This is a genomic window from Lentzea waywayandensis, from assembly GCF_900115955.1.
Classification (GTDB): Bacteria; Actinomycetota; Actinomycetes; order Mycobacteriales; family Pseudonocardiaceae; genus Lentzea; species Lentzea waywayandensis.
The window spans coordinates 351,164-376,433 of record NZ_FOYL01000001.1; the positions used below are offsets into that span (position 1 = coordinate 351,164).

The 25,270-nt window shown below is 69.0% G+C and carries 22 protein-coding genes; 5 read left to right on the forward strand and 17 right to left on the reverse strand.

Annotated features, from left to right (window positions below):
- Positions 1-19 precede the first annotated feature (19 nt).
- Positions 20-580, forward strand: coding sequence for an ABC transporter ATP-binding protein (locus BM417_RS01600; RefSeq protein WP_245821613.1), 561 nt, complete (start codon positions 20-22; stop codon positions 578-580).
- On the forward strand, positions 577-1,194 hold the full coding sequence (locus BM417_RS01605) for an ABC transporter ATP-binding protein (protein ID WP_093587921.1): 618 nt from the start codon (positions 577-579) through the stop codon (positions 1,192-1,194). Before BM417_RS01600 ends, BM417_RS01605 begins: the two co-directional genes overlap by 4 nt.
- Here the strand turns inward: BM417_RS01605 and BM417_RS01610 are convergent.
- The gene (locus BM417_RS01610) at positions 1,167-1,613 is read right to left on the reverse strand and encodes an Lrp/AsnC family transcriptional regulator (RefSeq protein WP_093587922.1); all 447 of its coding nucleotides are present in this window, start codon (positions 1,611-1,613) and stop codon (positions 1,167-1,169) included. The two genes, BM417_RS01605 and BM417_RS01610, sit on opposite strands and share 28 nt — an antisense overlap.
- On the reverse strand, positions 1,610-2,731 hold the full coding sequence (locus BM417_RS01615) for a M24 family metallopeptidase (RefSeq protein WP_093587923.1): 1,122 nt from the start codon (positions 2,729-2,731) through the stop codon (positions 1,610-1,612). Before BM417_RS01615 ends, BM417_RS01610 begins: the two co-directional genes overlap by 4 nt.
- A gap of 125 nt (positions 2,732-2,856) precedes the next feature.
- On the opposite strand from BM417_RS01615, the gene BM417_RS01620 reads away from it, so the two are divergent.
- Complete coding sequence (locus tag BM417_RS01620) at positions 2,857-3,801, forward strand: 5'-3' exonuclease (protein WP_093587924.1); 945 nt, start codon at positions 2,857-2,859, stop codon at positions 3,799-3,801.
- Here BM417_RS01620 and BM417_RS01625 read toward each other — a convergent pair.
- The 14 genes from BM417_RS01625 to BM417_RS01685 form a co-directional block, all read right to left on the reverse strand.
- On the reverse strand, positions 3,798-4,967 hold the full coding sequence (locus tag BM417_RS01625; protein ID WP_177320230.1) for a GNAT family N-acetyltransferase: 1,170 nt from the start codon (positions 4,965-4,967) through the stop codon (positions 3,798-3,800). The two genes, BM417_RS01620 and BM417_RS01625, sit on opposite strands and share 4 nt — an antisense overlap.
- Positions 4,968-5,172: 205 nt before the next feature.
- Positions 5,173-5,295, reverse strand: coding sequence for a hypothetical protein (locus BM417_RS49780; RefSeq protein ID WP_281251279.1), 123 nt, complete (start codon positions 5,293-5,295; stop codon positions 5,173-5,175).
- Positions 5,296-5,403: 108 nt separating this feature from the next.
- Positions 5,404-6,111, reverse strand: coding sequence for a DUF4333 domain-containing protein (locus tag BM417_RS01630; protein WP_093587926.1), 708 nt, complete (start codon positions 6,109-6,111; stop codon positions 5,404-5,406).
- A gap of 96 nt (positions 6,112-6,207) precedes the next feature.
- Entirely contained in the window at positions 6,208-8,955 is a 2,748-nt protein-coding gene (locus BM417_RS01635) for a DEAD/DEAH box helicase (protein ID WP_093587927.1), read from the reverse strand.
- 205 nt (positions 8,956-9,160) lie between these two features.
- Positions 9,161-11,002, reverse strand: coding sequence for a molecular chaperone HtpG (htpG, locus tag BM417_RS01640; protein WP_093587928.1), 1,842 nt, complete (start codon positions 11,000-11,002; stop codon positions 9,161-9,163).
- A gap of 45 nt (positions 11,003-11,047) precedes the next feature.
- The gene (locus BM417_RS01645) at positions 11,048-11,908 is read right to left on the reverse strand and encodes a diacylglycerol/lipid kinase family protein (RefSeq protein WP_093587929.1); all 861 of its coding nucleotides are present in this window, start codon (positions 11,906-11,908) and stop codon (positions 11,048-11,050) included.
- Positions 11,905-12,813 carry a twin-arginine translocase subunit TatC gene (gene tatC, locus BM417_RS01650; RefSeq protein WP_093587930.1) on the reverse strand — a complete coding sequence of 303 codons (909 nt, stop codon included), beginning with the start codon at positions 12,811-12,813 and terminating at the stop codon, positions 11,905-11,907. The genes BM417_RS01645 and tatC overlap by 4 nt, the downstream gene beginning before the upstream one ends.
- A 112-nt stretch (positions 12,814-12,925) precedes the next feature.
- On the reverse strand, positions 12,926-13,219 hold the full coding sequence (gene tatA, locus BM417_RS01655) for a Sec-independent protein translocase subunit TatA (RefSeq protein ID WP_093587931.1): 294 nt from the start codon (positions 13,217-13,219) through the stop codon (positions 12,926-12,928).
- Positions 13,212-13,490, reverse strand: a complete 279-nt coding sequence (locus tag BM417_RS01660) for a bacteriophage holin (protein ID WP_322788929.1) — start codon at positions 13,488-13,490, stop codon at positions 13,212-13,214. Before BM417_RS01660 ends, tatA begins: the two co-directional genes overlap by 8 nt.
- Positions 13,491-13,502: 12 nt before the next feature.
- A complete protein-coding gene (locus tag BM417_RS01665) occupies positions 13,503-14,474 on the reverse strand; it encodes a helix-turn-helix transcriptional regulator (RefSeq protein ID WP_093587932.1) in 972 nt (323 codons plus the stop codon).
- Positions 14,471-15,436, reverse strand: a complete 966-nt coding sequence (locus BM417_RS01670) for a helix-turn-helix transcriptional regulator (RefSeq protein WP_093587933.1) — start codon at positions 15,434-15,436, stop codon at positions 14,471-14,473. Before BM417_RS01670 ends, BM417_RS01665 begins: the two co-directional genes overlap by 4 nt.
- A 61-nt stretch (positions 15,437-15,497) precedes the next feature.
- A complete protein-coding gene (locus BM417_RS01675) occupies positions 15,498-16,289 on the reverse strand; it encodes an alpha/beta fold hydrolase (RefSeq protein WP_407656070.1) in 792 nt (263 codons plus the stop codon).
- A gap of 118 nt (positions 16,290-16,407) precedes the next feature.
- Positions 16,408-17,040, reverse strand: a complete 633-nt coding sequence (locus BM417_RS01680) for a uridine kinase family protein (protein WP_093587934.1) — start codon at positions 17,038-17,040, stop codon at positions 16,408-16,410.
- Positions 17,041-17,053: 13 nt separating this feature from the next.
- Positions 17,054-18,058, reverse strand: a complete 1,005-nt coding sequence (locus BM417_RS01685; RefSeq protein ID WP_093587935.1) for a WD40/YVTN/BNR-like repeat-containing protein — start codon at positions 18,056-18,058, stop codon at positions 17,054-17,056.
- A gap of 121 nt (positions 18,059-18,179) precedes the next feature.
- Between BM417_RS01685 and BM417_RS01690 the strand changes: the two genes are divergently transcribed.
- Positions 18,180-22,361, forward strand: a complete 4,182-nt coding sequence (locus BM417_RS01690) for a wHTH domain-containing protein (protein ID WP_093587936.1) — start codon at positions 18,180-18,182, stop codon at positions 22,359-22,361.
- A 35-nt stretch (positions 22,362-22,396) separates the two neighbouring features.
- On the opposite strand, the gene pafA is transcribed toward BM417_RS01690, so the two are convergent.
- The gene (gene pafA, locus BM417_RS01695) at positions 22,397-23,755 is read right to left on the reverse strand and encodes a Pup--protein ligase (protein ID WP_093587937.1); all 1,359 of its coding nucleotides are present in this window, start codon (positions 23,753-23,755) and stop codon (positions 22,397-22,399) included.
- Between the two features lie 116 nt (positions 23,756-23,871).
- Between pafA and BM417_RS01700 the strand changes: the two genes are divergently transcribed.
- Positions 23,872-25,236, forward strand: coding sequence for a bifunctional phosphatase PAP2/diacylglycerol kinase family protein (locus BM417_RS01700; protein WP_093588536.1), 1,365 nt, complete (start codon positions 23,872-23,874; stop codon positions 25,234-25,236).
- Positions 25,237-25,270: the final 34 nt, after the last annotated feature.

The following is a 25,270-nucleotide window of genomic DNA, read 5'->3' on the forward strand; positions in this document are numbered from 1 at the left end:
AGGAGTGTCGTACGGTTCCGTGCGCGCCGTCGCGGACATGTCGCTGTCGATCGCGCCCGGCCTCACCGTCCTTTCCGGACCTTCCGGTTCCGGCAAGTCGACGTTGCTGCGCGTGCTCTCGCTGATCGAGCGGCCGTCTCTCGGCGAGGTGTTCGTGCACGACGTGGCGACCTCGTCCCTGTCGTGGGCGGAGCTGCGGGCGTTGCGGCGCAAGGAGATCGCCGTCGTCTTCCAGAACCCGGCGGACAACCTGATCTCGCACCTGACCGTCGGCGAGAACCTGCGGGCGGCCGGCGCCTCGGACTGTTCGTTGCTGGATCAGCTCGGGCTGGGCGGGTCCGCGACCTGGCGGATCGGTGCTCTGTCCGGTGGTCAGCAACAACGTCTGGCGTTCGGGTGCGCCCTCGCCCGTGGCGCTTCGGTCGTGATCGCCGACGAGCCGACCTCGCAGCTCGACGTGAAGTCCGCTGATCTCGTGCTGGAGACCCTGGAATCTCTGCCGGTGCCGGCCGTGGTGGCGTCACACGACCCGCGGCTCGTGTCGCTGGCGGACCTGTGCGTCCCCCTGGCCGCGTCATGATCCGGGCGGACGGCGTGCACCGCGCGTTCGGCGGGGTGTCCGTGCTGCGCGGGGTGGATCTGGCCGTCGCGGCCGGTGAGCTGGTCACCTTGAGCGGCCCGTCCGGCTCCGGGAAGACCGCTCTGCTGTCCCTGTTGTGCGGGTTCGACTTCCCGGACAGCGGGTCGGTGTCGCCGGGGCCGGCCTCCTGGTCCGCCTGCGCGGTTCTGCCGCAGTCGCTCGGGCTGGCCTCCGAGCTGACGCTGGAGGAGAACGTCGCTCTGCCGTTGCGGCTGGCAGGGCGTGAGGTGGCCGGGGTGTCCGAGCTGCTGGCGGAGCTGGGGATCTCCGAGCTGGGTGCCCGGTATCCCGGTCAGGTCTCGTTCGGGCAGCAGCAGCGGGCGGCTCTGGCACGCGCTGTCGTGACGCGGCCTTCAGCGCTGCTCGCGGACGAGCCGACCGCGCACCTGGACGCCGTGAGTGCTGTGGCGGCCGTGGGCCTGCTGCGGCGGGTCGCCGACGAAGGCGCCGCGGTGCTGATCGCCACGCACCACGACGCCGTGCACGCCGTCGCCGACCGCGTACTGCTGCTCGCCGACGGACAGGTTCAGACCGCCGGCGGCCTGTCCTCATAAGGCGTGGACAGCACGACCGTCGTCCGCGTCGAGACGTTCGCCGACTCCCGGATCTTCTGGAGGAGCTCCTCCAGCGCGACCGGCGAGGCGACGCGGACGCGCAGGACGTAGGAGGCGTCGCCTGCCACCGAGTAGCAGGCCTCGATCTCCGAGAGGTGCTCCAGGCGCTTCGGGTAGTCGTCCGGCTCGGCGGGGTTGATCGGGAACAGCGAGATGAACGCGGACATCGGCAGGCCGATCTCCGTGCCGTCCAGCCGGGCCGCGTAGCCCTTCACGATGCCGCGCTGTTCGAGGCGCTTCACGCGTTGGTGCACGGCCGACACGGACAGGCCCACGCGCTCGGCCAGGTCGGTGAAGCTGCACCGGCCGTCCGAGGCGAGTTCCTTCAGTATCGCTCTGTCGATCTGCTCGAGGGTCAAAGCACCACCAGGTCGTGAGGTCGGTTGTTGAAGGACTCGACGCCGTCCGGGGTGGCGACCACGATGTCCTCGATGCGCGCGCCCCAGCGGCCGGGCAGGTAGATGCCGGGCTCCACGCTGAAGGCCATGCCCGCTTCGAGCGGCAGGGAGTTGCCGCTGACGATGTAGGGCTCCTCGTGCACGTCCAGGCCGATGCCGTGGCCGGTGCGGTGCACGAAGTACTCGCCGAAGCCCGCGTCGGTGATGACCTTGCGGGCGACGGCGTCGATCTCCTCGCAGGTCACGCCGGGCTTCACGGCGTCGACCGCGGCCTGCTGCGCCGCCTGCAGGACCGCGTAGGTGTCCCGGACGTCGTCGTAGGTGGGCTCGCCCATCACGTAGGTGCGGGTCGAGTCGGAGTTGTAGCCCTCGGCGACCGGGCCGCCGATGTCGATGACGACGACCTCGCCCGCCTGCACCACGCGGTCGGAGTCGCGGTGGTGCGGGGACGCGCCGTTGGGCCCGGAGCCGACGATCACGAAGTCGGCGACCGTGTGGCCTTCCTCTACGATCGCGGCGGCGATGTCCTTGGCGACCTCACGCTCGGTGCGACCGACACGCAGGAACTCGCCCATGCGCGCGTGCACGCGGTCGATCGCGGCACCGGCCTTGCGCAGGGCGTCGATCTCGGCGGTGTCCTTGCGCATGCGCAGCTCGCGGATGATCGGCCCGGCCAGCGACTGCTCGCCGCCGATCGCGTTGCCGAGCTTGATGGTGTGCAGCGCGGGCATCATGTCCGCGACAGCCGTCCTGCTGCCCTTCAGCGCGGCCTTGACCAGCGCGTACGGGTCCTCGCCATCGACCCACGTGACGACCTCGACACCCAGCTCGTCGGTCGGGATGGCCGCGTAACCCGGCTGCTCCAGCTTCGGCACGACCAGCGTCGGCGTGCCGCCCACGGGCAGCGCGAGGCAGGTGAGGCGCTCGAACGAGTCGCCACCGGCACCGATCAGGTACCGCAGGTCCGAGCCGGGCGAGATGAGGAGGGCGTCGACGCCCGCCTGCTCGGCGGCGGCGGTCGCGCGGTCAAGCCGCGCGCGCAGCGCGGACACGTCGATGGGCCCGGTGATCGTTGCCATGGTCGAAAGCCTAGTGCGTGGACCGCGACGCGTGCCGGGCGCGTTCGGCACTCAGTGGGACATCTCGCAGGCCTGAACGCGCCCGGCAGGCGTTGGCGGTCCACTCACGAGTAGCTTGTCCGTTCGTGAGCTCTCCCCTGGTGCTGCTCGACTCCGCGAGCCTCTACTTCCGGTCGTACTACGCGCTGCCGGACTCGATGACGGCGCCCGACGGCACGCCGGTGAACGCCGTGCGCGGGTTCGTCGACACGATCGCCCGCGTCATCACCGAACGCGGCGCCGCCCGGCTGGTCGCCTGCCTCGACGCCGACTGGCGGCCGGAGTTCAGGGTGAAGGCGCTGCCGTCCTACAAGGCGCATCGCGTCGCCGAGGACGCCACCGACGGGTCCGAGGAGGTCCCGGACACTCTGACGCCGCAGATCCCGATCATCCTCGACGTGCTCGACGCGGCCGGCATCTGCACCGGCGAGGCGGCGGGCCACGAGGCCGACGACGTGATCGGCGCGCTCGCCCACCACGAGAAGAAGTCGCGCGTCGAGGTGGTCACGGGCGACCGCGACATGTTCCAGGTCGTGCGCTTCGAACCCACGCCCGTGCACGTCGTCTACGTCGGCCGCGGCTGGAACAAGGCCGAGGTCCTCGGCCCGAAGGAACTGGCGGCCAAGTACTCGCTGCCGGTCGAGAACGCGGGTTCCGCGTACGCCGACATGTCCGTGCTGCGCGGCGACCCGTCCGACGGCCTGCCGGGCGTCGCGGGCATCGGCGAGAAGACCGCGGCGAAGCTCATCACCGAGTTCGGCTCGCTCGACGCCGTCCTGAAGGCCGTGACGGACCCGATGGACCGCAAGCTCACCACCAAGGCCCGCAACGCGCTCATCGCGGCCGAGGACTACCTGGCGGTGGCACCCGTGGTCGTCCGCACCGCGCTGGACGCCCCGGTCGTGCTGGACCGCTCCGACGAGGTGCCGCGCGTGCCCGCCGACCCCGAGCGGCTGCGTGAGCTCACGCAGCGCTGGGGCCTCGGCAGTTCGGTGCCGCGCCTGGTGAACGCGATGGAGCGGCGCGGCTAGAAGAAGGTCGAGCAGAGCGGTGCGACGGGGCCGGCGAACAACGCGTCGGCCTCGGCGAACCGCGAACCCTCGATCCGCTTGGCCGCCGCGAGGTCCGAGAACTTCGTGTCGCCGAGGTAGACCGCTCCGAGCAGTTCGACGGGGATCGTGATGTCGGCCTGCTGGTCGACGCGTTCGGCACCGTCCGCCGAGACCCGGTAGCAACCGTCGTTGGCGGGCAGCAGCTTGTCGTGCACCTCGATGACGACGGGCTCACCGACGCCGTACGTGCGGGCGGCCAGCATGCGCGGCGCGTCCACCAGCCGCAGCCAGATCTGGTCGTAGACGTCCTTCGTGCACACGACCCGCGGGTCTTCGAAAAGCCAGTTCAGCGGGTCGTCGAGGGCCGCGTCGACGTTGATCTCGTCGATCAGGTCCAGCCGCGTCAGGTAGATCCAGAGGTCGCGCCACGCGTCGGCGTTGGCCCACGCGATGTCCTCGATCTCCATGCTGTGCTTGAAGTCCTTGTCCTCGGACACCTTGTAGCAGACGTAGCCGTCGTCGCCGTCCGGTCCACTGTGGACGACCATGACCCGGTTCTCGGCCTCGGTCTTGCGGTCGAGCGCCCTGGCCCACCAGCCGGGCCAGCGCGAGATCTGCCCCGGCCGGTCGAGCCCGAACGCGGCGTGCAACTCCGGCAGCAGCTTGTCCGAGGTGTCGGGGTCCACCATCCGCACCCGCCCGGCCGGCGAACCCGGGATCACGGCTTTCTTCGCGTCGATCCGCAGGAACCGCACGCGTCCGGCCAGGCCGTAGCCGAAACGGCCGTAGATGCGTCCCTCCGACGCGCGCAGCGTCGCGACGGGTTCCGGGAGCGTCGAGAGTTGCTCCTGCATCAGCGCGCTCACCACGCCACGGCGCGTGTAGTCCGCACGCACACCAACGCGCGACACGGCCGCGTGCGGCACAACGGCACCGCCAGGCACCACCATCGAGCTGCCGAACGACTGGGTGGTGCCGACCATCTCGTCGCCCTCGAACGCGGCGAGCACCCGGCCGGGCTCGTAGGACGGCAGCACGATCGGCCACTGTTCGTCCGTGGGCGGGCCCCAGTGCATCGCACGGCGGAAGAGCGTGCTGTGGGCGCGGTACTGCGCTTCGTCGGTGAGAACGCGGATCTCCGTCACGCCCGCGATCGTCGCTCAGGCCGACGGCGTACGCACCTCAGTTTCCGAGCACCCGGTACGCCCGGCTCCCCTGCTCGCGGCGGTGGAGGATCAGCTGGGGCGAGGTGGTCCGCCTCGGACTCGGCGATCGGGATCTTGACGCCGCGTTCACCGCCGATCCCGAATGGGATCGCCGGATGGGAGTCGTGGTCACCCTCCGATCGCATCACGTGCAGCGAGTCGTCCGGGGGCGCTCCACGAGCACGGCCTCACCGTCACCGAGGTCGATGTCCGGCTGGGTGCGCCGTTGTCGACGCGGATGCTCGGTGCCGTCGTCGCCGACCCGCACCACCGCGATCGGACACCGAGGCTCCCGCCTCGGCCGAAACAAGAAAAAGCGCAAAAGAAAACCTTCCCCCAGGAACTCCCGGGGGAAGGCTGACGCGAAAGCGGAGGATCAGCCGGTGGGCTGACCGACCTCGTACTCGCCGTCCTCGGTCTTGACGACGATCTTGACCTTCTTGTCCTTGCCGCCGACCTGCACCTTGCACTCGAACGAGGTGTTGGGCTTGACCTCGTTCTCACCGGAGCAGGTCGCGGCGCCGACGTCGGAGATCTTGTACTCGTCCTTCAGGATCTGGACGATGCCGGTCTGCACCGAGGCGTTGTCGAAGATCTTCTTCTTGAAGAACGCCGGCGACACGAACCCGGTGAACAGCACGCCACCGACGAGCAGGACGACGACCACCGCGGCGACCCAGATGGCGGCGCTGGACTTCTTCTTCGGCGGCATCGGCGGGCCGTAGCCCGGCTGCTGGCCGTACGGGTTGGGCTGCTGCTGGCCCGGCATGCCGTACTGCTGCGTCTGGCCGTACGGGTCCTGTGCGGGGGTGCCGTACGGGTTCGACTGAGGCTGCTGGCCCGGCACGCCGTACTGCTGCGTCTGCTGCTGCGACGGGTCGAAGCCCGGGTACGGCTGCTGCTGGCCCGGCTGGGGCTGCGGCGGGCCGTAGGGGTTCTGCTGCCCCGGGTTCTGGGCCGGGAAGCCGCCGGACGGCGTGCCGGGAGGGAAACCGCCTCCGTAGGGCTGCTGCGGCGGCTGCGGCTGCTGGCCCCATGGCTGCTGCGGATCGTTCCCTCCGGACGGTCCGTACGGGCTGCTCATCTGTCGACCTCCGTGTGTACGACGTTGCGGCGAAATCCAATCACACCGTTGACGTCAGTCTTTACTCCGACTCGCAAAACCTTCGTCAGGCCCATGTCACATCATCGCCACAACTCCGCGCCTCAGCGCGTCGACGGCCTTGGCCGCGGCCGCTCCGACCGGGTCCTGTCGGCCGACCACCTCACGGATCTGGTCCAAAAGGTCGATCACCTGCCGGCACCAGCGCACGAAGTCGCCCGCCCCGAGCTCGTTGCCACCGGCCTCGGCGGCGCTCAGGACCTTCTCCAGCGACTCGCCGCGCGCCCAGCGGTACACCGGCCAGGCGAAGCCGGGGTCCGGCTGGCGGGTGATGCGTTCGAGCTTGTGACGGCGCTCGTCGTCCTCGATCTCCGCCCACAGCCGCACGGTCTTGAGCATCGCGTCGGCCACCGGGCCCTGCGGCAGCCGCGCCTCGACGGGACCGTCCCGGCGCGCCTCGTAGACCAGCGACGACACGACGGAGGCGAGCTCCTCCGGCTTGAGGCCCTTCCACACGCCGTTGCGGATGCACTCGGCGGCGAGCAGGTCCGACTCGCTGTAGAGCCTGGTCAGGCGCTTGCCGTCGGCGGTGACCTCCTCGGCCTCGCTCAGGTAGCCGCGCTCGCGCAGCAGCGCCCGGATGCGGTCGAACTGACGCGCCAGCGAGTGCGTCGTCGCCGCGACCTTGCGTTCGAGCTGCTCGGTCTCGGCCAGCAGCCGGTGGTACCGCTCGCCCCACCGGGCGTGGTCCTCGCGCTGGTCGCAGCCGTGGCACGGGTGAGCGCGCAGGGCCCGGCGCAGCGTGGCGAGCTCGGGGTCGTCGTCCGCGGTGGTCTGCCTGCGACCCCGCGACGGCACGGTGATGCCCGTGTTGCGGATCGTGGACGCGAGGTCGCGCCGCGACTTGGGCGAGCGGACGTCGACCTGCTTGGGCAGCCGGATGTGGCCGAGCACCTCGACCGGCGACGGGAAGTCCGCCGACGTGAGGCGGCCGGACCAGCGGTCCTCGGTGACGACCAGCGGCTTCGCCTCGCCCATCGGTTCGAGGCCGGGGTCGACGACGACCGCGAGGCCGCTGCGGCGCCCGGACGGCACGGCGATCACGTCGCCCTTGCGCAGCCGTTCGAGCGACTTGGCCGTCTCGATGCGGCGCGAGTTCGTGTTCTGCTTCGCGAGCTGCTTCTCGCGGTCGCCGATGCGGCGGCGCAGCGCCGCGTACTCGGTGAAGTCGCCGAGGTGGCACGTCATCGCCTCGGTGTAGCCGCCGAGCGCCTCCTTGTTGCGGTCGATGCGGCGGGCGAGCCCCACCACCGACCTGTCCGCCTGGAACTGCGCGAACGACTGCTCCAGGATCTCGCGTGCGGCCGAGGCGCCGAGCTGGGCCACGAGGTTGACGGCCATGTTGTAGCCGGGCCGGAACGACGACCGCAGCGGGTACGTGCGCGTGGACGCGAGCCCGCCGACCGCCTTGGGGTCGATCCCCGGCTGCCAGACGACGACCGCGTGCCCCTCGACGTCGATGCCACGACGCCCAGCGCGACCCGTGAGCTGCGTGTACTCGCCCGGCGTGAGGTCGACGTGCGCCTCGCCGTTGTACTTCACGAGCTTTTCGAGCACGACCGTCCGCGCGGGCATGTTGATGCCCAGCGCGAGCGTCTCGGTCGCGAACACGACCTTGACCAGCCCGCGGACGAACAGCTCCTCGACCGTCTCCTTGAACGCGGGCAGCAGCCCGGCGTGGTGCGACGCGATGCCCCGTTCCAGGGCCTCACGCCACTCCCAGTAGCCGAGCACCGCCAGGTCGGCCTCCGGCAGGTCGCGCGTCTTCTCGTCGACGATCCGGCGAACCTGCTCGGTCTCCTCCGGCGAGTTGAGCCGCAGCCCCGCACGGGCCGTCTGCGCGACCGCCGCGTCACAGCCCGCACGGCTGAACACGAACACGATCGCGGGCAGCAACGACGCCGCGTCGAGCCGCTGGATCATGTCGGTGCGCGACGTCGGCTTGAACCCGCTGTTGCGCGCCGGACGGCCTGGGCCGCCACCACCGCTGCGGTTGCGCCCACGGCTGAACGGCACGTGGTAGCGCGTGAGCTCCTCGGTCTTGCGCAACACCTGGGTGTTGATCCGCGCGTGCGTCTGGTCGCCCTCGAACAGGTCGAGCATCTGGTTGCCCACCAGCATGTGCTGCCACAGCGGCACGGGCCGGTGCTCGTCGACGACGACCGAGGTGTCGCCGCGCACCTCGACCAGCCACTCGCCGAACTCCTCGGCGTTGCTGACCGTCGCGGACAGGCCAACCACCTGCACGTGCTCGGGCAGGTGCAGGATGACCTCTTCCCACACGGGACCGCGGAACCTGTCCGCGAGGTAGTGCACCTCGTCCATCACGACGTACGCGAGTCCGTCCAGAGTGGACGAACCCGAGTAGAGCATGTTCCGCAGCACCTCGGTGGTCATCACGACCACGGGCGCGCCGCCGTTGATGCTCGTGTCGCCGGTGAGCAGGCCGATCTTGTCCGCCCCGTACCGCGCGGTGAGGTCGGCGAACTTCTGGTTGCTCAGGGCCTTGATCGGCGTGGTGTAGAAGCACTTGCGGCCCTCGGTCAGGGCCAGGTGCACGGCGAACTCGCCCACCACCGTCTTGCCGGCACCGGTGGGGGCGCAGACGAGCACTCCGTGACCGTCTTCCAGGGCCTCGCAGGCCTGGCGCTGGAACGGGTCCAGCTCGAACGAGATCACGGACAGGAAGTCGGTCAGCTTGGGCCGTTCGGCACGACGCCGGGAGTCGGCGTAGGCCTCGGCCGGGGACCGCGAAGCACTTGACACTCCATCAGGCTTTCACATCACACCGACAATCGCCGCCGAGATAGATTAACTTCGATCAACACTGAAACGACAGAGGGCGATGTCCCTCGGACATCGCCCTCCACCTGCGGTTTTGTCAGAACGTGCGCTGCACCCCAGGTGTCAGCGCGATCACCTGACTGACGTGAGTGGTGGGTGGCGACCTTCCAGCCGCCACCCACACCCGTCAGAACGTGCGCTGCACCCGGTCCGCCACCAGCTTCACGAAACGGGACGGGTCGGCGAGCTCGCCGCCCTCGGCCAGCAACGCCAGCCCGTAGATCAGCTCGGCGGTGTCGGCCAGCGACTCGCGTTCGCCCGCCGCGAACGCCCCGTGCAGCCCCTCGACCAGCGGGTGCGACGGGTTGAGCTCCAGGATCCGCTTGATCTTCGGCAGCTCCTGCCCCATCGCCTTGTACATCTTCTCCAGCGTCGGAGTGATGTCGTGCGCGTCGCCCACCACGCACGCCGGTGAGGTCGTCAGACGGGACGAGAGCCGCACCTCCTTGACGTCCTCCGCGAGAGAGGTGCCCATCCACGTCAGCAGGTCGGAGAACTCCGCGGACTTGGCCTCGTTGGCCGACTTCTCCTCGTCGGTCTCCAGGTCCACCTGCCCCTTGGCGACGGACTGGAGCGACTTACCGTCGAACGCGGGAACGGAGTCGACCCACATCTCGTCGATCGGGTCGGTCAGGATCAGCACCTCGAAGCCCTTGGCGCGCAAGGCTTCCATGTGCGGCGACTTCTCGACGGCGACCCGCGAGTCTCCGGTCATGAAGTAGATGTGCTCCTGGCCGTCCTTCATCCGCTCCACGTACTCGGCCAGCGTGGTCAGCGCGTCCTCGGCGTGAGTCGAGGCGAAGGAGCAGACCTCCAGGATCGCGTCGCGGTTGTCCGAGTCGGAGAGCAGGCCCTCCTTCAGCGCCGCGCCGACCTCGCCCCACAGCTTCGCGTAGTCGTCGGGACGCGAGGCCTGGAGCGACTTGATCGAGGAGAGCACCTTCTTCACCAGACGGCGGCGCATCAGCTGGATCTGGCGGTCCTGCTGGAGGATCTCGCGCGAGACGTTCAGCGAGAGGTCCGCCGCGTCGACGACACCCTTCACGAACCGCAGGTACTCCGGCATCAGCTCGGCGCAGTCCTCCATGATGAAGACGCGCTTCACGTAGAGCTGCACACCGCGCTTGCCGTCGCGCATGAACAGGTCCATCGGCGCCTGCGCGGGCAGGAACAGCAGGGCCTGGTACTCGAACGTGCCCTCCGCCTGCATGCGGATGGTCTCGAGCGGCGCGTTCCAGTCGTGGCTGATGTGGCGGTAGAACTCGGCGTACTCCTCCTCCGTCACCTCGGAGGCCGGGCGCGCCCACAGGGCCTTGCGCGAGTTGATCTCCTCGCCGCCCAGGCGCACCGGCCAGGTGATGAAGTCCGAGTAGCGCTTGACGATCTCGCGGATCTTCGCCGGCTCGGTGTAGTCCGGCAGGCGGTCCTCGTCGTCGGACGGCTTGAGGTGCAACGTGACCGAGGTGCCCTGCGGCGCGTCGTCCACGTCGTCGATCGTGTACGTGGCCTCGCCGCTCGACTCCCAGCGCACGCCCTTCTCGGCGTGCGGGTACTTCGTCACGAGCGTGACCTTGTCCGCCACCATGAACGACGAGTAGAAGCCGATGCCGAACTGGCCGATCAGGTCCGACGTGCTGGACTGCTGTTCCTTGAGCTGCTTCAGGAACTCCGCGGTGCCGGACTTCGCGATCGTGCCGATCAGCCGCACGACGTCCTCGCGCGTCATGCCGATGCCGTTGTCCCGCACGGTCAGCGTGCGCTCTGCCGGATCGGACTCGATCACGACGTGCAGGTCGTCGACGTCGACGACCATGTCCTTGTCGCGGAACGACTCCAGTCGCAGTTTGTCGAGCGCGTCGGAGGCGTTCGAGACCAGCTCGCGCAGGAACGTGTCCTTGTTCGAGTAGATCGAGTGGATCATCAGCTGCAGCAGCTGACGCGCCTCAGATTGAAACTCCAACGTCTCCATGAATCCCTACCGAAGAACGGAAAACGAACCGAACAGCCGTATAACTTAGCGACCCACGACTGTGAGAGCGCCTGGAACCGTCCGAACTGAGACCGGCAATGCCTCCTGGCGTTCGCCATCGGCGTACGCGATCCAGCCGTTGCCACCGGACAGAGAGACCTCACGCGCGCGGAACGTCCGCACGGCCGGGTGCTCGGTGTGCTTGCCCGTGCGCAACGTCGGCAGCATCCGCATCAGCATCGTGCGGCTGCCGTGCTCCACGACCGTCACGTCGAACAGACCGTCGTTGGCGTCCGCGCCAGGGCACACGGGAATGCCGCCGCCGTAGTTCGGGGTGTTGCCGATCGCCACGAGCGTCGCGTCCAGCTCGAACGTCTCGTCCTCGGTCGTCACGACCAGGGGCGCCGACTTCAACGACGCCAGCTCGGCCACGATCGCGAGGTCGTAGCGGCGCGGACCGGCGGGCCAGCGCATCGCGTTCGCCCGCTCGTTGACCGCGGAGTCGAACCCGGCGCACAGCACCGTCGCGAACCACTGTCCCGTCGACAACCGCCCGAGGTCGAGCTGCCTGCGAGTGCCGTGCACGACGTCCTCGACCGACCGGGACCCCACGGCCACGGCCAGGTCGTTCCCGGTGCCGGCCGGGACGATGCCCAGCGCCGTGGACGTGCCCGCCACCGCCTGAACGCCCAGGTGAGCGGCACCGTCACCGCCGAGGACGACCAGCAGGTCGACACCGTCCGCGACGGCCTCGTGGGCCATCGCGAGCGTGCCCTCGGCGTCGTGCGCGACCAACTGCCGCAGCGACGAGACGTGCGGACGCAACGCCGCGGCGGTCGACCCGGCCATCCGGGCCGCCCGCCCCTTGCCCGACGCGGGGCACACCAGCAAGGCGGCCCGCGTCACGTGGCGTCGTCGTAGTTCACGCGCTTCGAGGGTTCCGAAGCGATGGCCTTCTCACCGGGGTCGTTGCCGTCGGCGTCGGACGCCACGTAGTTGAACGGCGCCGCCTCGTCGTCGTCGAGCTCGTCCAGGCCCTCGGCCGCGCGGAGCCTGGCCTTGCGCTTGTCGTGCACGCGGGAGATCTGGATCGCCATCTCGAACAGCACCGACAACGCGAGGGCCAGCACGACCATCGAGATCGGGTCGGTGCCCGGCGTCGCGATCGCGGCGAACACGAACAGGCCCATCAGCAGGCCGCGCCGCCACTTCGACAGCCGCTCGTAGGACAGCACGCCCGCGCGGTTGAGCATCACCACGACCAGGGGGAGCAGGAAGCTCACGCCGAAGATGAACAGCATCGTGATGACGAAGTTGATGTACTTGCTACCGGTGAGCGCCGTGACCCAGTTGTCGCCACCGAAGCCGAGCAGCACCTTCAGGCCCTGAGGCACCACCAGGTACGCGAGCACCGCACCGGCCACGAACAGCAGCGCTCCGGCGCTGACGAACATGCGCGCGAACTTGCGTTCCTTCTGGTAGAGGCCGGGCGTGATGAAGGCCCAGATCTGGTACAGCCACAGCGGGCTGAGCAGCACCGCGCCCGCCGCCGTGCCGACCTGCAACTGCACGAGGAAGATCTCGAACGGCTCGGTCTGCAGCAACGCGCAGGTGCCGTCGTTGGTGATCTTGGCCCGGTACTTCTCCAGATCCGGCTGGCAGTACGGCCCCGTCAGGATGTCGCCCAGCGACGGGATCGGGCCGAGCCGCACCTGGAACCAGATGAAGCCGAAGATGGCACCGACGGCGATGACCAGCATGGCCAGGCCGAGCCGGTACCTCAGCTCGTACAGGTGCTCTTTGAGCGACATCGTGCCGTCGGCGCTTCCCCGACGGCGCCTGCCGCGTTCCCGGCGTTGCGCCACCCACCGGAACGGACTTGCCACCGCGTTGACCGTCCTTACAAGTCAGGAGACCGGAAGGTCAGTTGTTCGCGGCCTTGTTCTGGGTGGTCTGCTCGATAGGAGGCGCGACCTGGGGCTGCTGCTGCACCTGCGGCTGGGCCGGAGGGAGCTGCTGGACCGGCTGCTGCACGGGCTGCTGCTGCACCGGCGCGTCGTCCGCGTCCTGGTTGTCGCGCAGGCCCTTGGTCTCGGCCTTGAAGATCTTCGCCGACTTGCCGAGCGAACGCGCCATGTCAGGAAGCTTCTTCGCACCGAACAGCAGAATGATCACCACTGCGATGATGATCAGCTCGGTGGGTCCGAGGTTACCCATTGGTGATCCTCCTGTCTCCCCCGTGACGACGATCGTACGCGGGGTTTGCCCTGGTGCGGGCCTGTTCCTTGGGGCGTCGTTGTGCGAAGGCCACCTTCAGCGCAGCCGATCGCGCCTTGAGCATGCCCACGCCGTCCCCGACCCTGTCCCCCACCAGAGTGCGGGCACGGGCGAATCGACGCAAGGATCGGAGGACTCGGACCATGAACGCGATGAGCAGGATCAGGCCGAGCGCGATCAGCGCCAGGGTCGGTGTCGACGGCACAAGCACACGTTATACGTCTTAGGTGGACAGCAGGTGATCTGCCCGGCGCAATGCCTCGCGGGCCTGGCGCACCACCTCGTCCGCGAGCTCGGCCGGCTGCTCTACGTGCACGTCGCCGCCCAGCCCGAGGAGCAGGCGGACCATCCAGGACGGGTCGTCGTAGCGCATGAGGACACGCGTGCGGCCGTCCGAGAGCTCCGCTGAGTGATCGACCGGGTAGTACTCGGCGACCCAGTGCGCGTCCGGTTCGAGCAGCAGCACCGCGACCTTCTGGTCGTCCCTGGCGTGGAACAACCCCTCCGATGTATCGGTCAGCTGGGCGTGCGGCGGAGGCGACGACGGCTCGTCGAGCACCTCCACCTCGTCGATGCGGTCGAGCCGGAACAACCGCACGCCGAGCGCCGATCGGCACCATCCTTCGAGGTAGCCGCGCCCCTCGACGAGCAGCAGGCGCATCGGATCGACCACTCGGTCGCTCATCGCGTCATGCGACTGCGAGTAGTAACGGATGCGCACAGCCCGTTCGCGCTTCACGGCGTCCTGCACGGCGGCGCGAACCTCGGCGGTCTCCCCGCGTTCGAACGCGCCGAGCCCGACCACCATGCCCGCCGGCTGCGCCTTGCCGACCGCCGCCTCGATCTTCGCGAGCGCCCGCCGCACGGCGTCCGTGTCGACCACACCGGGTGTGTCGGCCAGCGCCCGCAGCGCGACCAGCAGCGACGCCGCCTCGGCCGCGGTGAGGCGCAACGGCCGGTCGAGACCGGCGTCGAACGAGACGGTGATCGTCTCGCCCTCGAACGACAGGTCGATCAGGTCGCCGGGCCCGTAGCCGGGCAGGCCGCACATCCACAGCAGCTCGAGGTCCTTGCGCAGCTGCTTGGGCGTGATGCCGAAGTCGGCCGCGGCCTCCTTGACGGTGATGGCGGGCCGGGTGAGCAGGTACGGCACGAGTGCGAGCAGACGCGGCAGCCGTTCGTTCGACGCGGTCACCGCGCTCCTTCCAGTGCGCCCTGCAGGCGGTCGCGGACCGACTTGGCCAGGACCTCGGGTTCCAGCACCACGACGTCGGGCCCGAACCCGGCGAGCCACTTGGCGGCCGAGTCGGGGAACTTCAGGTCGATCTCGACGACGTCGCCGCCGTCGCGTTCCTCGACGACCTTCGCGTGCCGCCGCAGCCCCTGCGCCCGGTTCTTGGCGACCCAGATCTTGGCGGGCGCCGTGTGGTGTGGATCGACCTCCGTGCGCGCGATGAGGCTCATCAGATCCGTGCCTTCTGGAACGGTGAAGGCGTTGGGCCTGCCCACGGTCCGGACCGCGCCCACGACCCTGGAGAGCCGGAAGCAGCGCGTGTCGTTGCGTTCACGATCCCAGCCCACGAGGTACCACTTGCCGCGCCACGCGACGACACCCCACGGCTCGACCGTTCGTTCCTTCTGCCCGCCCGGCGGCGGCTTGCGGTAGTCGAACGCGACGACCTGCCCCGCCTGCACGGCCTGCAACAACGGCGGGAACGCGGGCTCGTTCGCCCGCACCTTGGGCTCTACGGCCGCGGGCGTGTCCTGGTCGACGTCCACCCCGGCGGCCCGCAGCTTGATCAACGCCCCGTGCACCGCGCCCGTGAGCTGCGGCGAGTCCCAGAGCCGGGCGGCCAGCGCCACGGCGGCCGCCTCGTCGGGTTCGAGGTCGATGTCGCCGAGCTCGTAGTCACGCCGCGCGATCCGGTACCCGTCCTCCGCGCCCTCGGCGTTGGACTGCCGCCCGGTCTCCAGCGGCACGCCGAGATCCCGCAGCTCGGACTTGTCCCGTTCGAACATGCGGAAGAACGCCTCGTCCGTCGGCGCTTCGTGATAGCCGGGGACGATGGCGCGGATGCGCTCCGCTGTCAGGTACTGACGGGTCGACAGCAGGCACAGCACCAGGTTGACAAGGCGTTCGGCGCGTGCGATGGCCACGGAGAGACCCTAACGCGTGCGCGCACGGAAACCTCATCACCACCTGTCGTCAACGGTCCGTTCAGAACAGGGTCCGCAGTTCCCGGACCAGTTCGACGGGTGCCTCCTCGGCCATGTGGTGCCCGCAGCCGAGGGCACGTACCCGCACGTCATCCGCCCACTCGGCCCAGATCCCCGGCAGGTCGTCGTACAGCTCGCCGAGGTCGTCCTCGGCCGACCACAACGCCAGCACGGGGCACGAGATCTTCCGTCCGGCCGCGCGATCCTCGTCGTCGTGCTGACGATCGACCTCCAGACCGGCGCGATAGTCGCCGCACATCGCGAGCACGGTCTCCGGGTCGTGGATCGCCCGCTGGAAGTCGGCCCAGTTCTCCACGCCCATCGCCAGCGGGGTGTCGTGGTAGCGGCGGCCGTACCAGAGGCCGGGGTCCTGGTTGATCATCGCGGCCGCGAGTTCCTGCTGTGCCAGGAAGAACCAGTGGTACCAGTCCCGCGCGAACCGGGCGTCGCAGCGACTGAGGTGGGCGCCGATCGGCAGCCCGTCCAGCACGGCCAGCCGCGTGACCCTCTCCGGGTGGTCGAGCGCGAGCCGGATGGCGGCGGCAGCGCCTCGGTCGTGGCCCGCGACGGCGAACCTCTCGTGGCCCAGCTGCTTCATGAGATTCACGAAATCGCGCGCCATGGCACGTTTCGAGTAGTCACCGGGTTTGCTGGATTCGCCGTAGCCGCGCAGATCCGGACACACGACCGTGTAGTCGTCGGCGAGCAACGGCGCGACGCGGTGCCACGTCGTGTGGGTACGCGGATGGCCGTGCAAGAGGAGGACCGGCGGCCCTGCACCACCGGTCCTCACTCGCAGATTGGCCTCGCCAACGTCCCTGCAACGCAACGAGAATCCGTCGAACACCTGCATCGGCTACCCCGCTCGGGAGCGGCCGACACGTCCTTTTTCGCCAGACGCCCGGCAGGCGTTACACACCGACGACGATCTCGGACTCGGGATCGTGCCGAAGTGCGGTCGTACCTGCCACGACCACCGTCGCCCTGCGCCAGGGCTGTTCGCGCAGCAGGAACGGCAACTCCTCGGCCAGCCACGCGGCGACGTGCCGCTGCTGCTCGGCGGAGTCACCGTCGCGGACGACCAGCCGTCGTTCCTGCTCGTCCAGGTCGCCCTGAATCCAGATCGAGGCGTCGATCCACGCAGCGCACCGCTCCCGGATGATCCCGGTGCCCTCGATCCACACGACGTCCAACCCGGACGCGACCTGGATCGCGCCGGGCCGGTGGTGCTCGATCCAGGCCGCCGGCCGGAACGCCACCGCCTCACCCCGGTGCAGGGGCGCCAGCACGTTCTCGACCAGCAGATCTCCCCAGTCGAAGTACGCGTGGTTCCAGGCGATGTCGTCGGTGTGCACCACTTCGGACTTCGGGACGATCCGCCGCAACCGTTCGGCGAGGGTGGACTTCCCGGCACCGCCGCGCCCGTCGACCGCGACGAGGAGGGGACGCCCCACGGGCGCCTCCTCCCGCAGCCGCCGCACGACGTCGGCCAGCCGCACGACCCGCCACCGCGCGGCCTCGGTCTCACCCGGATGCAGACGCATGCCCTGTCTCCTCTCAGGTGCGGCCGACCCGCCCCTTCTCTCCGGCCGCCCAGCAGGTGAAGCCAACGCAGTCCACAGTGTCGAAACTCCCCGTGTCCGCGACCTTCCAGGACTTGCCGTCCTTGCTGACGTCCGTTCCGGACGGACCGACCGCGACCAGCCCGTCGCCCCGGTAAGCGATGCCGGACCGGTAACCGACGGGCGCCTGCTTGCCCGCCGTCCACCCGCGACCGTCGTTCGTCGCGAACGCCGGCGTCGGATCGGTCGGCTTCAGGTAGTCCCCGCCGATCGCCACACCCCGCCACGGCGTCTTGAACGCCACCGCGAACACCCCGGCCGCCTCACCCGACGGCAACGGCACGTCGCTCGCCTTCCACGACCGCCCACCGTCCCGCGACTCCAGCACACGTGCCTTCGCGCCGCCGCCGGTCGCGATCCACGCGTGGTTACCACTGGTAGTCACGCACTGCCCAGACGCCGCGAACGCGAACTCACCCGGCAACGCGTCAGGCATGCCCTTGGTGTCGTTGACGTGCCACGACCGGCCACCGTCCCACGTCCTGAGGACCCGGAACTTGCCATCAACGGGGTCGCTCAGCGCGAGCCCGCGGAACCGGTCGAAGAACGCCACGCAGTCGTAGAACGCCTTCGGATCGGTGTTGCGGAACTCCTCCTGCCAGCTCTTACCGCCGTCGGAAGTCCGGTAGATCCGCGACGACTCGCCCTCGCCGATGGACAACGCCACGGCGTTGCGCGCGTCGAAGGCCTCGATGTCGCGGAACTCCAGCGCCTCGGTGCCGGGCGGGCCGACGGACTCCCACGTCCGGCCGGCGTTGGTCGTGCGCAGGACGGTGCCCTTCGAACCGCTGGCCCACGCGACCTGGCTGTTGACCGCGGACAGGCCACGCAGGCGCGCGTCCGAGCCGGTGGGTTTCAGGTCCCAGAAGGTGTCGTCCGATGCCGAAGCCACCCCGGGAAGTATCAGGAAAGCAGCGAGTGCCGCCGCGATGATCCTCATGCGCCCACTCTGGTCGAGCCGATGTCCACTTCCTACCCGCTGATCGGCCGGACACGGCTGAACGGGTGACTTGTCGCGTCGCCGACGCACTCCCGGGCTTCCACGGGCAGAAGATCTTCCCATGCCCGAAAGCACCGACGTCATCTCGATCGAGGTCCTGCTTCCGCTGACGCTGCTCTCGGACCTCACCACCTCCCACGAGTGGTCGAAGTACGCCGCGCAGCACGTCGGCTGGCAGGGCGTCCGCGACGACGCGACGAAGTCGGCGACCGTCGCCGTGGTGCGCAGGCTGGCCGGAATCTGGGAGACCAGGCGGCGCTCGCTCGCCGACGATCCGTGGCTCGACGTCGAGTTCGGCACACGGTTCACCGACGCGGTCCGGTGGCTGGTCAGCCTCGTGCGCAAACATGAGAACGTCGAGCTGTCCGATGCCGAGGTGGCACTGCTGGTCACGTTTCCCTACCTGCACCAGGCGTTCTGGGCCAAGCAGGCCGCTGACGTGCTCCACGGCATCTCCCCGGCGACCGCCGCCTTCACCCAGAACCACGAACTGCCGGCCTTCCACGCGTTCGCTGCCCGGCACGGCATCCTGCACCGCCGCGGAGCCGACGCCGGTGACTCGGCCGCGAACAGCATCGCCTGGTGGCTGTTCCACCACTGGCTCGTGGGCGAGTCGGACTGCTACCTCGCCGACGGCCTCACGTCGCTGCTTCCCTCACGTCTTCCGGTGCCGCTCAGGTGGGTGCTCACCCCGAAGCGACTCATGGAGCTGCTCCGCGTCGTCCAGATCGATCCGGCGTTCATCGAGGATCCCGACCGCGAGAACGGGTTGAAGCCGATCGCGCACATCGCGGGCGGCAGCGATCAGGAGCAGAAGGTCCGCGAACAGCTGATCGGCTACCTGCTCGTGATCGCCTACCGCACCGCGATCGACTCGGCCCTGACGCACCGGGTGATCGCGGACCACCTCGGCATCGAGGACGGTGTCACCCCTGAGGGAGTGCTCAGCGCCCTCAGGGACGCGCAATGGCTCGGGGAGAGGACGCGGGTTCTCACCACCTCCTGCGACCACGACGCCACGGTGCTCGCGCTGCGCAGACACACCGCGGCGCTTGATGCTGTGCTGACAGACGTCGCCCGAGCCTCCGAGACGCCGGGCCCGCTCCTCGCCCTCAACGCCGTACCGGTCCACGTCTCGGCGGACGGCATCGAACTCAGGACGGCGCAGGGCAGCAACAAGGCGCCGATCTCACTCGGTCACCAGTTCCGCCTGGCCAGCGACAGGATCCAGGAGCTGCTGATGGGCGAGCAGCTCTACGGAACGCCTGAGCTCGCCATCCGGGAGCTGTACCAGAACGCTCTCGACGCCTGCCGGTACCGCGAGGCCAGGACGATCTACCTGCGGAAGACCGGCGGCAAGGTTCAGCCGTGGAGCGGCAGGATCGACTTCCGGCAGGGAGTCGACGAGCGCGGACGTCCCTACCTCGAATGCGTGGACAACGGCATCGGGATGCGCGACCGCGAGCTCGTGCAGGTGTTCTCCCGGGCCGGTGTCCGGTTCTCCGACCTGCCGGAGTACGTCGAGGAGCAGGCGGACTGGGCCAGCCAAGGCATCGAGTCGTACCCCAACAGCCGCTTCGGCATCGGGGTGCTCAGCTACTTCATGCTGGCGGACGAGATCACCGTGACGACCTGCAGGCTGTCCCGCGCGGGCACACCGGAACAACGACTGGAAGTGCACATCGCCGGCCCCGGCGCGTTGTTCAAGGTGCGAGATCTGGGCAAGGGTGAAGAAGCGGGCACCGTCGTGCGGCTCTGGCTTCGGCGAACGGGAGACCCGCCGCGCTGCACCGAGCTGCTGCGCCGGATCCTCTGGATCAGCGACTACGAGGTCACGTCCGACGACATGAGCGGCCTGCAGAGGTGGGAGCCCGGCGAGTTGTCCCCGGCCGCCCCGGTGGGCACAGACCCGTTCGAGGCCGACGAGTCCGCCGAAACCGCCGGTCAGGTACTCCCCGCACCTGGAGGCAGGGTGTGGTGGTGTGAGACCACCGGCGCGATTCTCGCGGACGGGATCTGGGCGGGCACGAGCGTGTTCGGTGCCGTCGTGAACCTCACCGGCCGGGATCTGCCCCAACTCACCGTCGACCGCAAGACGATCATCGGTCTCAACCATCCGCTGGTCGAGGAGCTCATGCGTGCGGGACGTGAGGTGCTTCTCGACGGGCCCCGGTCACCGTTGTCGCACGGGTGGCTGTCAAAGCTCGTGAAGGACATGCCGCGCCTCGCGGACGAGATCTGTGAACTCGCGATCGCGGCAAGATACCGGCCCTGGACCATCGCGGGGAACGACATGCCGATCGAGGTGGTCGGCTGCTTCCCCACCGACACGGACATGCTCTCCGGTCAACGCTTCAAGCAACCGCGCTGGGACGGCCGAACGGGGCGATGGAGGCTGGCCGCATGGCGCTGGGCGAGTACAGGGGCAGGGTGTGCCGGAGGTAGCGGTGCGGTGGTTCCCGCGCTCCCGTCAGACGACATGCTGTTGAGCTCTGATCGCGAGCACGATCAGTGGTTGTCCGACACGATGCAACCGGAGCTCGGCCACATTCTGTCCGCAGCGCGGCGAGCGCAGCGCTCTCCGCGCGAGGTGGCGGAGCGGCTGACCACGCTCGGCTGGTCCACACCAGATCCGGAGACCTTGCCTCCTGACGCCAGAGCGGCCGATCCCCAACTCCTCAGCAGGCACCGCGACGGCGAGTGGCCGTGGCTGTCCAGAAAGCAGCCGGTTCCCCACGAACATGTGCTCCTGGCCGCGGTGGGCACTGGTCTGACCCCCGCAACGGTACTCGAGAGGCTGTCCGAGTTGGGTTACTCCGCGGCACCCGCGGACCGTTTTCCCGAAGTGGTGCACCCCACCGACAAGACGCTCCTCCACGGCGGGCTCGGCTACTGCATGCTGTCCCACCCGTCGGCTGTACCGGCCTCCCATGTCCTGGCGGCCGCGGCGACCACCGGCTGGACACCCGCCGCGGTGGCGCGACGGCTCACCGAACTCGGTTACAGCACGCCCACGACCGCACAGTTGCCATCCGACTCCGACAGGCACGACAACATCATCTTCACCACGCACTTCGGCATGCGTGTGGAAAGTCCCGTTCCGCTGTGGCAGGTCACGGCGGCTGCGATCAAATCCGGCCGATCACCGGCTCAGGTCGCCGCCCGCTTCGCCGAGGCAGATCTCGACGTACCCGTCGCCGATGACCTACCCGAACTCAAACTGCCACTGGACGTACTCCTCACCAGGGTCCAGCACGTCGACAACAGTCGACCCGATGAGCCGCTGCACGACGCCTCAGTGGAAATCGGTCACGTGTTGAGCGTTGCGATCAAAACGGGACTAACACCTTCTCAAGCGGCACGACGGCTCACCGAACTCGGGCACACGCCACCTGAAGAACTTCCGGACACGGCGGAGCCCGATGATCTGGTGCTCGTCAGCACCACGATCGGAACCGCGTCCCGGCCGAGCTACTCACATTCCCCATGGTTGCGCGCCGGCACGCAGGTCCACCTGCCACGGATTCTGATCGCCGCGGCCAAGACGCGACGATCTCCACGCGATGTGGCGCACAGGTTCATGCAGCTGGGTTTCAGCACCCCACCGGAGCCCTTGCTCGGCTTCGGCCCCAGACCGGACGACCTGCTTCTGCTCAGCGCGGCTCTGGATGGCAAGGCACCGTGGCTCGACGGCGACCACACGGCGATGGTCCGCCACGGGTTCACGTTGCCACTAGGGCACGTCCTGGTCGCCGCTGCCCGCCTCGGACTGCCTGCCTCGGACATCCTGGCGAGGCTGGAGCTACTGGGCTTGCGCACCGAGGCGGCGGATCTACCCGCCGGGGTCGACGCTCTGGCCGACCCATTGCTCAACCGCGCGGTCGACGTGAGCCGGTGGTCGATCTACAACCAGGACCAGTTCCAGTGGCTGAGTGCGACCGTTCCGGTGGAGACGCGGCACCTGCTGATAGCCGCTGCCCGAACCGGCCTGCCACTGACGAACATCCTCCGCCGCCTCGCTGACATGGGTTTCCCGGTCGAGGACGCCCAGCGCCTCCCGCACGCGGTTGACCACACGGACCTTCGACTCCTGAGCAGAGACGGGAACGGCCAGGAACCGTTCAGGTCCCTGGCCGAAGAGTTCCCGCTCGGTCGAGTGCCCCTGGCGGCCGCACAAGCAGGAACGTCACCTGACGAGGCGATCGCTCGGCTGCAACGCCTCGGGTTCACCATCGGCTCCTGAGCGACGGACACCCCGCCCGCCGCTCAGGCCGAGCCCTACAGCGACGAAATGAGCCTTTCGACGCGCTCGTCCACCGCGCGGAACGGGTCCTTGCACAGCACGGTGCGCTGCGCCTGGTCGTTCAGCTTCAGGTGCACCCAGTCGACGGTGAAGTCGCGACCGGCGGCCTGGGCGGCAGCGATGAAGTCGCCGCGCAGCTTGGCGCGCGTGGTCTGCGGCGGGGTGTCCTTGGCGGCCTCGATCTCGCCGTCGTCGGTCACTCGTTCGACCTGGCCCTTGCGCTGCAGCAGGTCGAACACGCCACGGCCACGGCGGATGTCGTGGTAGGCGAGGTCGATCTGGGCGATGCGCGGGTTGGACAGGTCCATGTTGTGCTTTTCCATGTACCGGTTCATCAGGCGGTTCTTGATGGCCCAGTCGATCTCGCGGTCGATCTTCGTCAGGTCCTGCGCCTCGACGGCGTCGAGGGTGCGGCCCCAGAGTTCGAGGACGCGCTCCGCCATCGGGTCCGGTGAGCGCTTGGCGCAGTGCTCGACGGCCTTCTCGAAGTACTCGCGCTGGATGTCGAGCGCGGACGCTTCCTTGCCGCCGGCCAGACGGACCGTGCGGCGGCCCGTGAGGTCGTGGGAGATCTCGCGGATGGCGCGGATCGGGTTGTCCAGCGAGAAGTCGCGGAACTGGACGCCCTGCTCGATCATCTCGAGCACCAGGTTCGCGCTGCCGACCTTCAGCAGCGTCGTCACCTCGGACATGTTCGAGTCGCCGACGATGACGTGCAGGCGCCGGTAGCGCTCGGCGTCGGCGTGCGGCTCGTCGCGGGTGTTGATGATCGGGCGGGAGCGGGTGGTCGCGGACGACACGCCCTCCCAGATGTGCTCGGCTCGCTGCGAGAGGCAGTACACGGCGCCGCGCGGGGTCTGCAGCACCTTGCCGGCGCCGCAGATCAGCTGCCTGGTCACCAGGAACGGCAGCAGGACGTCCGCGATGCGCGAGAACTCGCCGGCGCGTGCGACCAGGTAGTTCTCGTGGCAGCCGTAGGAGTTGCCGGCGGAGTCGGTGTTGTTCTTGAACAGGAAGATGTCGCCGCCGATGCCCTCGTCGGCGAGCCTGCGCTCGGCGTCGACGAGCAGGTCCTCCAGGATCCGCTCACCCGCCTTGTCGTGCGTGACGAGCTGCGCCAGGTCGTCGCACTCGGCCGTCGCGTACTCCGGGTGGGAGCCGACGTCGAGGTAGAGCCGGGAGCCGTTGCGCAAGAAGACGTTGGAAGAACGTCCCCACGAGACGACGCGGCGGAACAAGTACCGCGCGACCTCGTCCGGGGACAGACGACGCTGCCCGTGGAAGGTGCAGGTCACCCCGAATTCTGTCTCAATGCCGAAGATCCGCCGCTGCATGCCTCAACAGTAGGCGACTCTCAGGCGGAGCAGGGTGATCCGTTCGGGCGGCACGCCGGTTGCGGTTTAGTGTCGGTGGGGTGTGGAAACGGGTCAGCGCTCTCGACAAGAAGCTCATGAGCTCCTCGGCCGGACTGCGTCCGAGCAGGCTCGACACGGGTTTGAAGAGACTTTCGAAAGCCGCCAACCACAGCCTGCTGTGGTTCGTCATCGCGGCGATTCTGGCGATCAGGAAAGGCCCGTACCGGCGTGGTGCGATGCGGGGTCTCGCGGCCATCGCCGGGGCCTCTGCCAGCGCGAACCTCGTCGGGAAGTCTCTTTTCCCGCGCCGTCGCCCTGCCGCGGATCTGCTCGCGATGGACCGCCGGTTGTCCAAGCGGCCGACGTCGTCGTCATTCCCGTCCGGTCACTCCGCGTCAGCGGCCGCTTTCGCCACGGCGGTCGCCATGGAATCCCCCAAAGCAGGCGTGGTGGTGGCGCCGATCGCCGCCGCCGTCGCCTATTCACGCGTTCACACGGGCGTTCATTGGCCGACAGATGTCGCGGCCGGCGCGGCGGTCGGTGTCGGTGCCGCGTTGCTGACTCGCCGGTGGTGGCCGCTCGGGGTGAACGAGCCCGCGTCGGCCTACGAACACGCCGACCTGACGTCGTTGCAGGACGGCGACGGGCTGGTCGTGGTGGTGAACCCGCACTCGGGTGTGGGGCCGGATCCGACGCCGCAGATCACCGAGGAGTGGCCGAAGGCGCAGATCGTCTCGGTCGAGGAGCTGTCGGACCTGCCGGACGCGAAGGCGCTGGGCGTGGCCGGTGGTGACGGGACCGTGGCCGCCGTGGCCGCCATCGCTGCCGAGAGCGACCTACCGCTCGTGCTCATCCCCTCCGGCACGTTGAACCACTTCGCGCGTGACGTGGGCATCATGGGTCTGCACGACACGGCTCAGGCGGTCGCGGACGGCGTGGGCGTGCGGGTGGACATGGCGAAGGTCAACGACCAGTGGTTCATCAACACGGCGTCGCTCGGCGGCTACCCCGACATGGTGCGCATCCGCGAGAAGCTGGAGAAGCGCTGGGGCAAGTGGCCCGCGGCCGGAATCGCGATGTTCCGCGTCCTGCAGCGCGCGAAGCCGTTGCACATGACGATCGACGGCGACAAGCACCTCGTGTGGATGCTGTTCGTGGGCAACGGGCCGTACCGGCCGAAGGGCTTCGCGCCGACCATGCGGCCCCGGCTGGACGACGGGCTGCTCGACGTGCGGTTCGTCCGTGCGGATCGGAAGTACTCGCGGACCAGGTTCTTCCTGGGCGCGCTGCTCGGGGCCCTGGAGCACTCGCGCATGTACAAGCACTTCGAGGTGGCGTCGTTGAACGTCGAGGTGCACGGTCCGCCCATCTCGATCGCGACGGACGGCGAGGTCCGCGAGAGGGCCAACCACTTCAGGTTCCGTTCGCGGGCGGCCGCGCTGGGAATCTATCGGCCGTAACAGCACTGGCGCCGAGCTCGACGACGTGGTCACG

Bases quoted from the DNA above. Each gene is read 5' to 3' on its own strand.
- htpG (WP_093587928.1), bottom strand. From the start codon at position 11,002: ATGGAGACGTTGGAGTTTCAATCTGAGGCGCGTCAGCTGCTGCAGCTG.
- pafA (WP_093587937.1), bottom strand. From the start codon at position 23,755: ATGCAGCGGCGGATCTTCGGCATTGAGACAGAATTCGGGGTGACCTGC.
- BM417_RS01680 (WP_093587934.1), bottom strand. From the start codon at position 17,040: ATGCGTCTGCATCCGGGTGAGACCGAGGCCGCGCGGTGGCGGGTCGTG.
- tatA (WP_093587931.1), bottom strand. From the start codon at position 13,219: ATGGGTAACCTCGGACCCACCGAGCTGATCATCATCGCAGTGGTGATC.
- BM417_RS01685 (WP_093587935.1), bottom strand. From the start codon at position 18,058: ATGAGGATCATCGCGGCGGCACTCGCTGCTTTCCTGATACTTCCCGGG.
- BM417_RS01690 (WP_093587936.1), top strand. From the start codon at position 18,180: ATGCCCGAAAGCACCGACGTCATCTCGATCGAGGTCCTGCTTCCGCTG.
- BM417_RS01605 (WP_093587921.1), top strand. From the start codon at position 577: ATGATCCGGGCGGACGGCGTGCACCGCGCGTTCGGCGGGGTGTCCGTG.
- BM417_RS01615 (WP_093587923.1), bottom strand. From the start codon at position 2,731: ATGGCAACGATCACCGGGCCCATCGACGTGTCCGCGCTGCGCGCGCGG.
- BM417_RS01700 (WP_093588536.1), top strand. From the start codon at position 23,872: ATGAGCTCCTCGGCCGGACTGCGTCCGAGCAGGCTCGACACGGGTTTG.
- tatC (WP_093587930.1), bottom strand. From the start codon at position 12,813: ATGTCGCTCAAAGAGCACCTGTACGAGCTGAGGTACCGGCTCGGCCTG.
- BM417_RS01630 (WP_093587926.1), bottom strand. From the start codon at position 6,111: ATGAGCAGCCCGTACGGACCGTCCGGAGGGAACGATCCGCAGCAGCCA.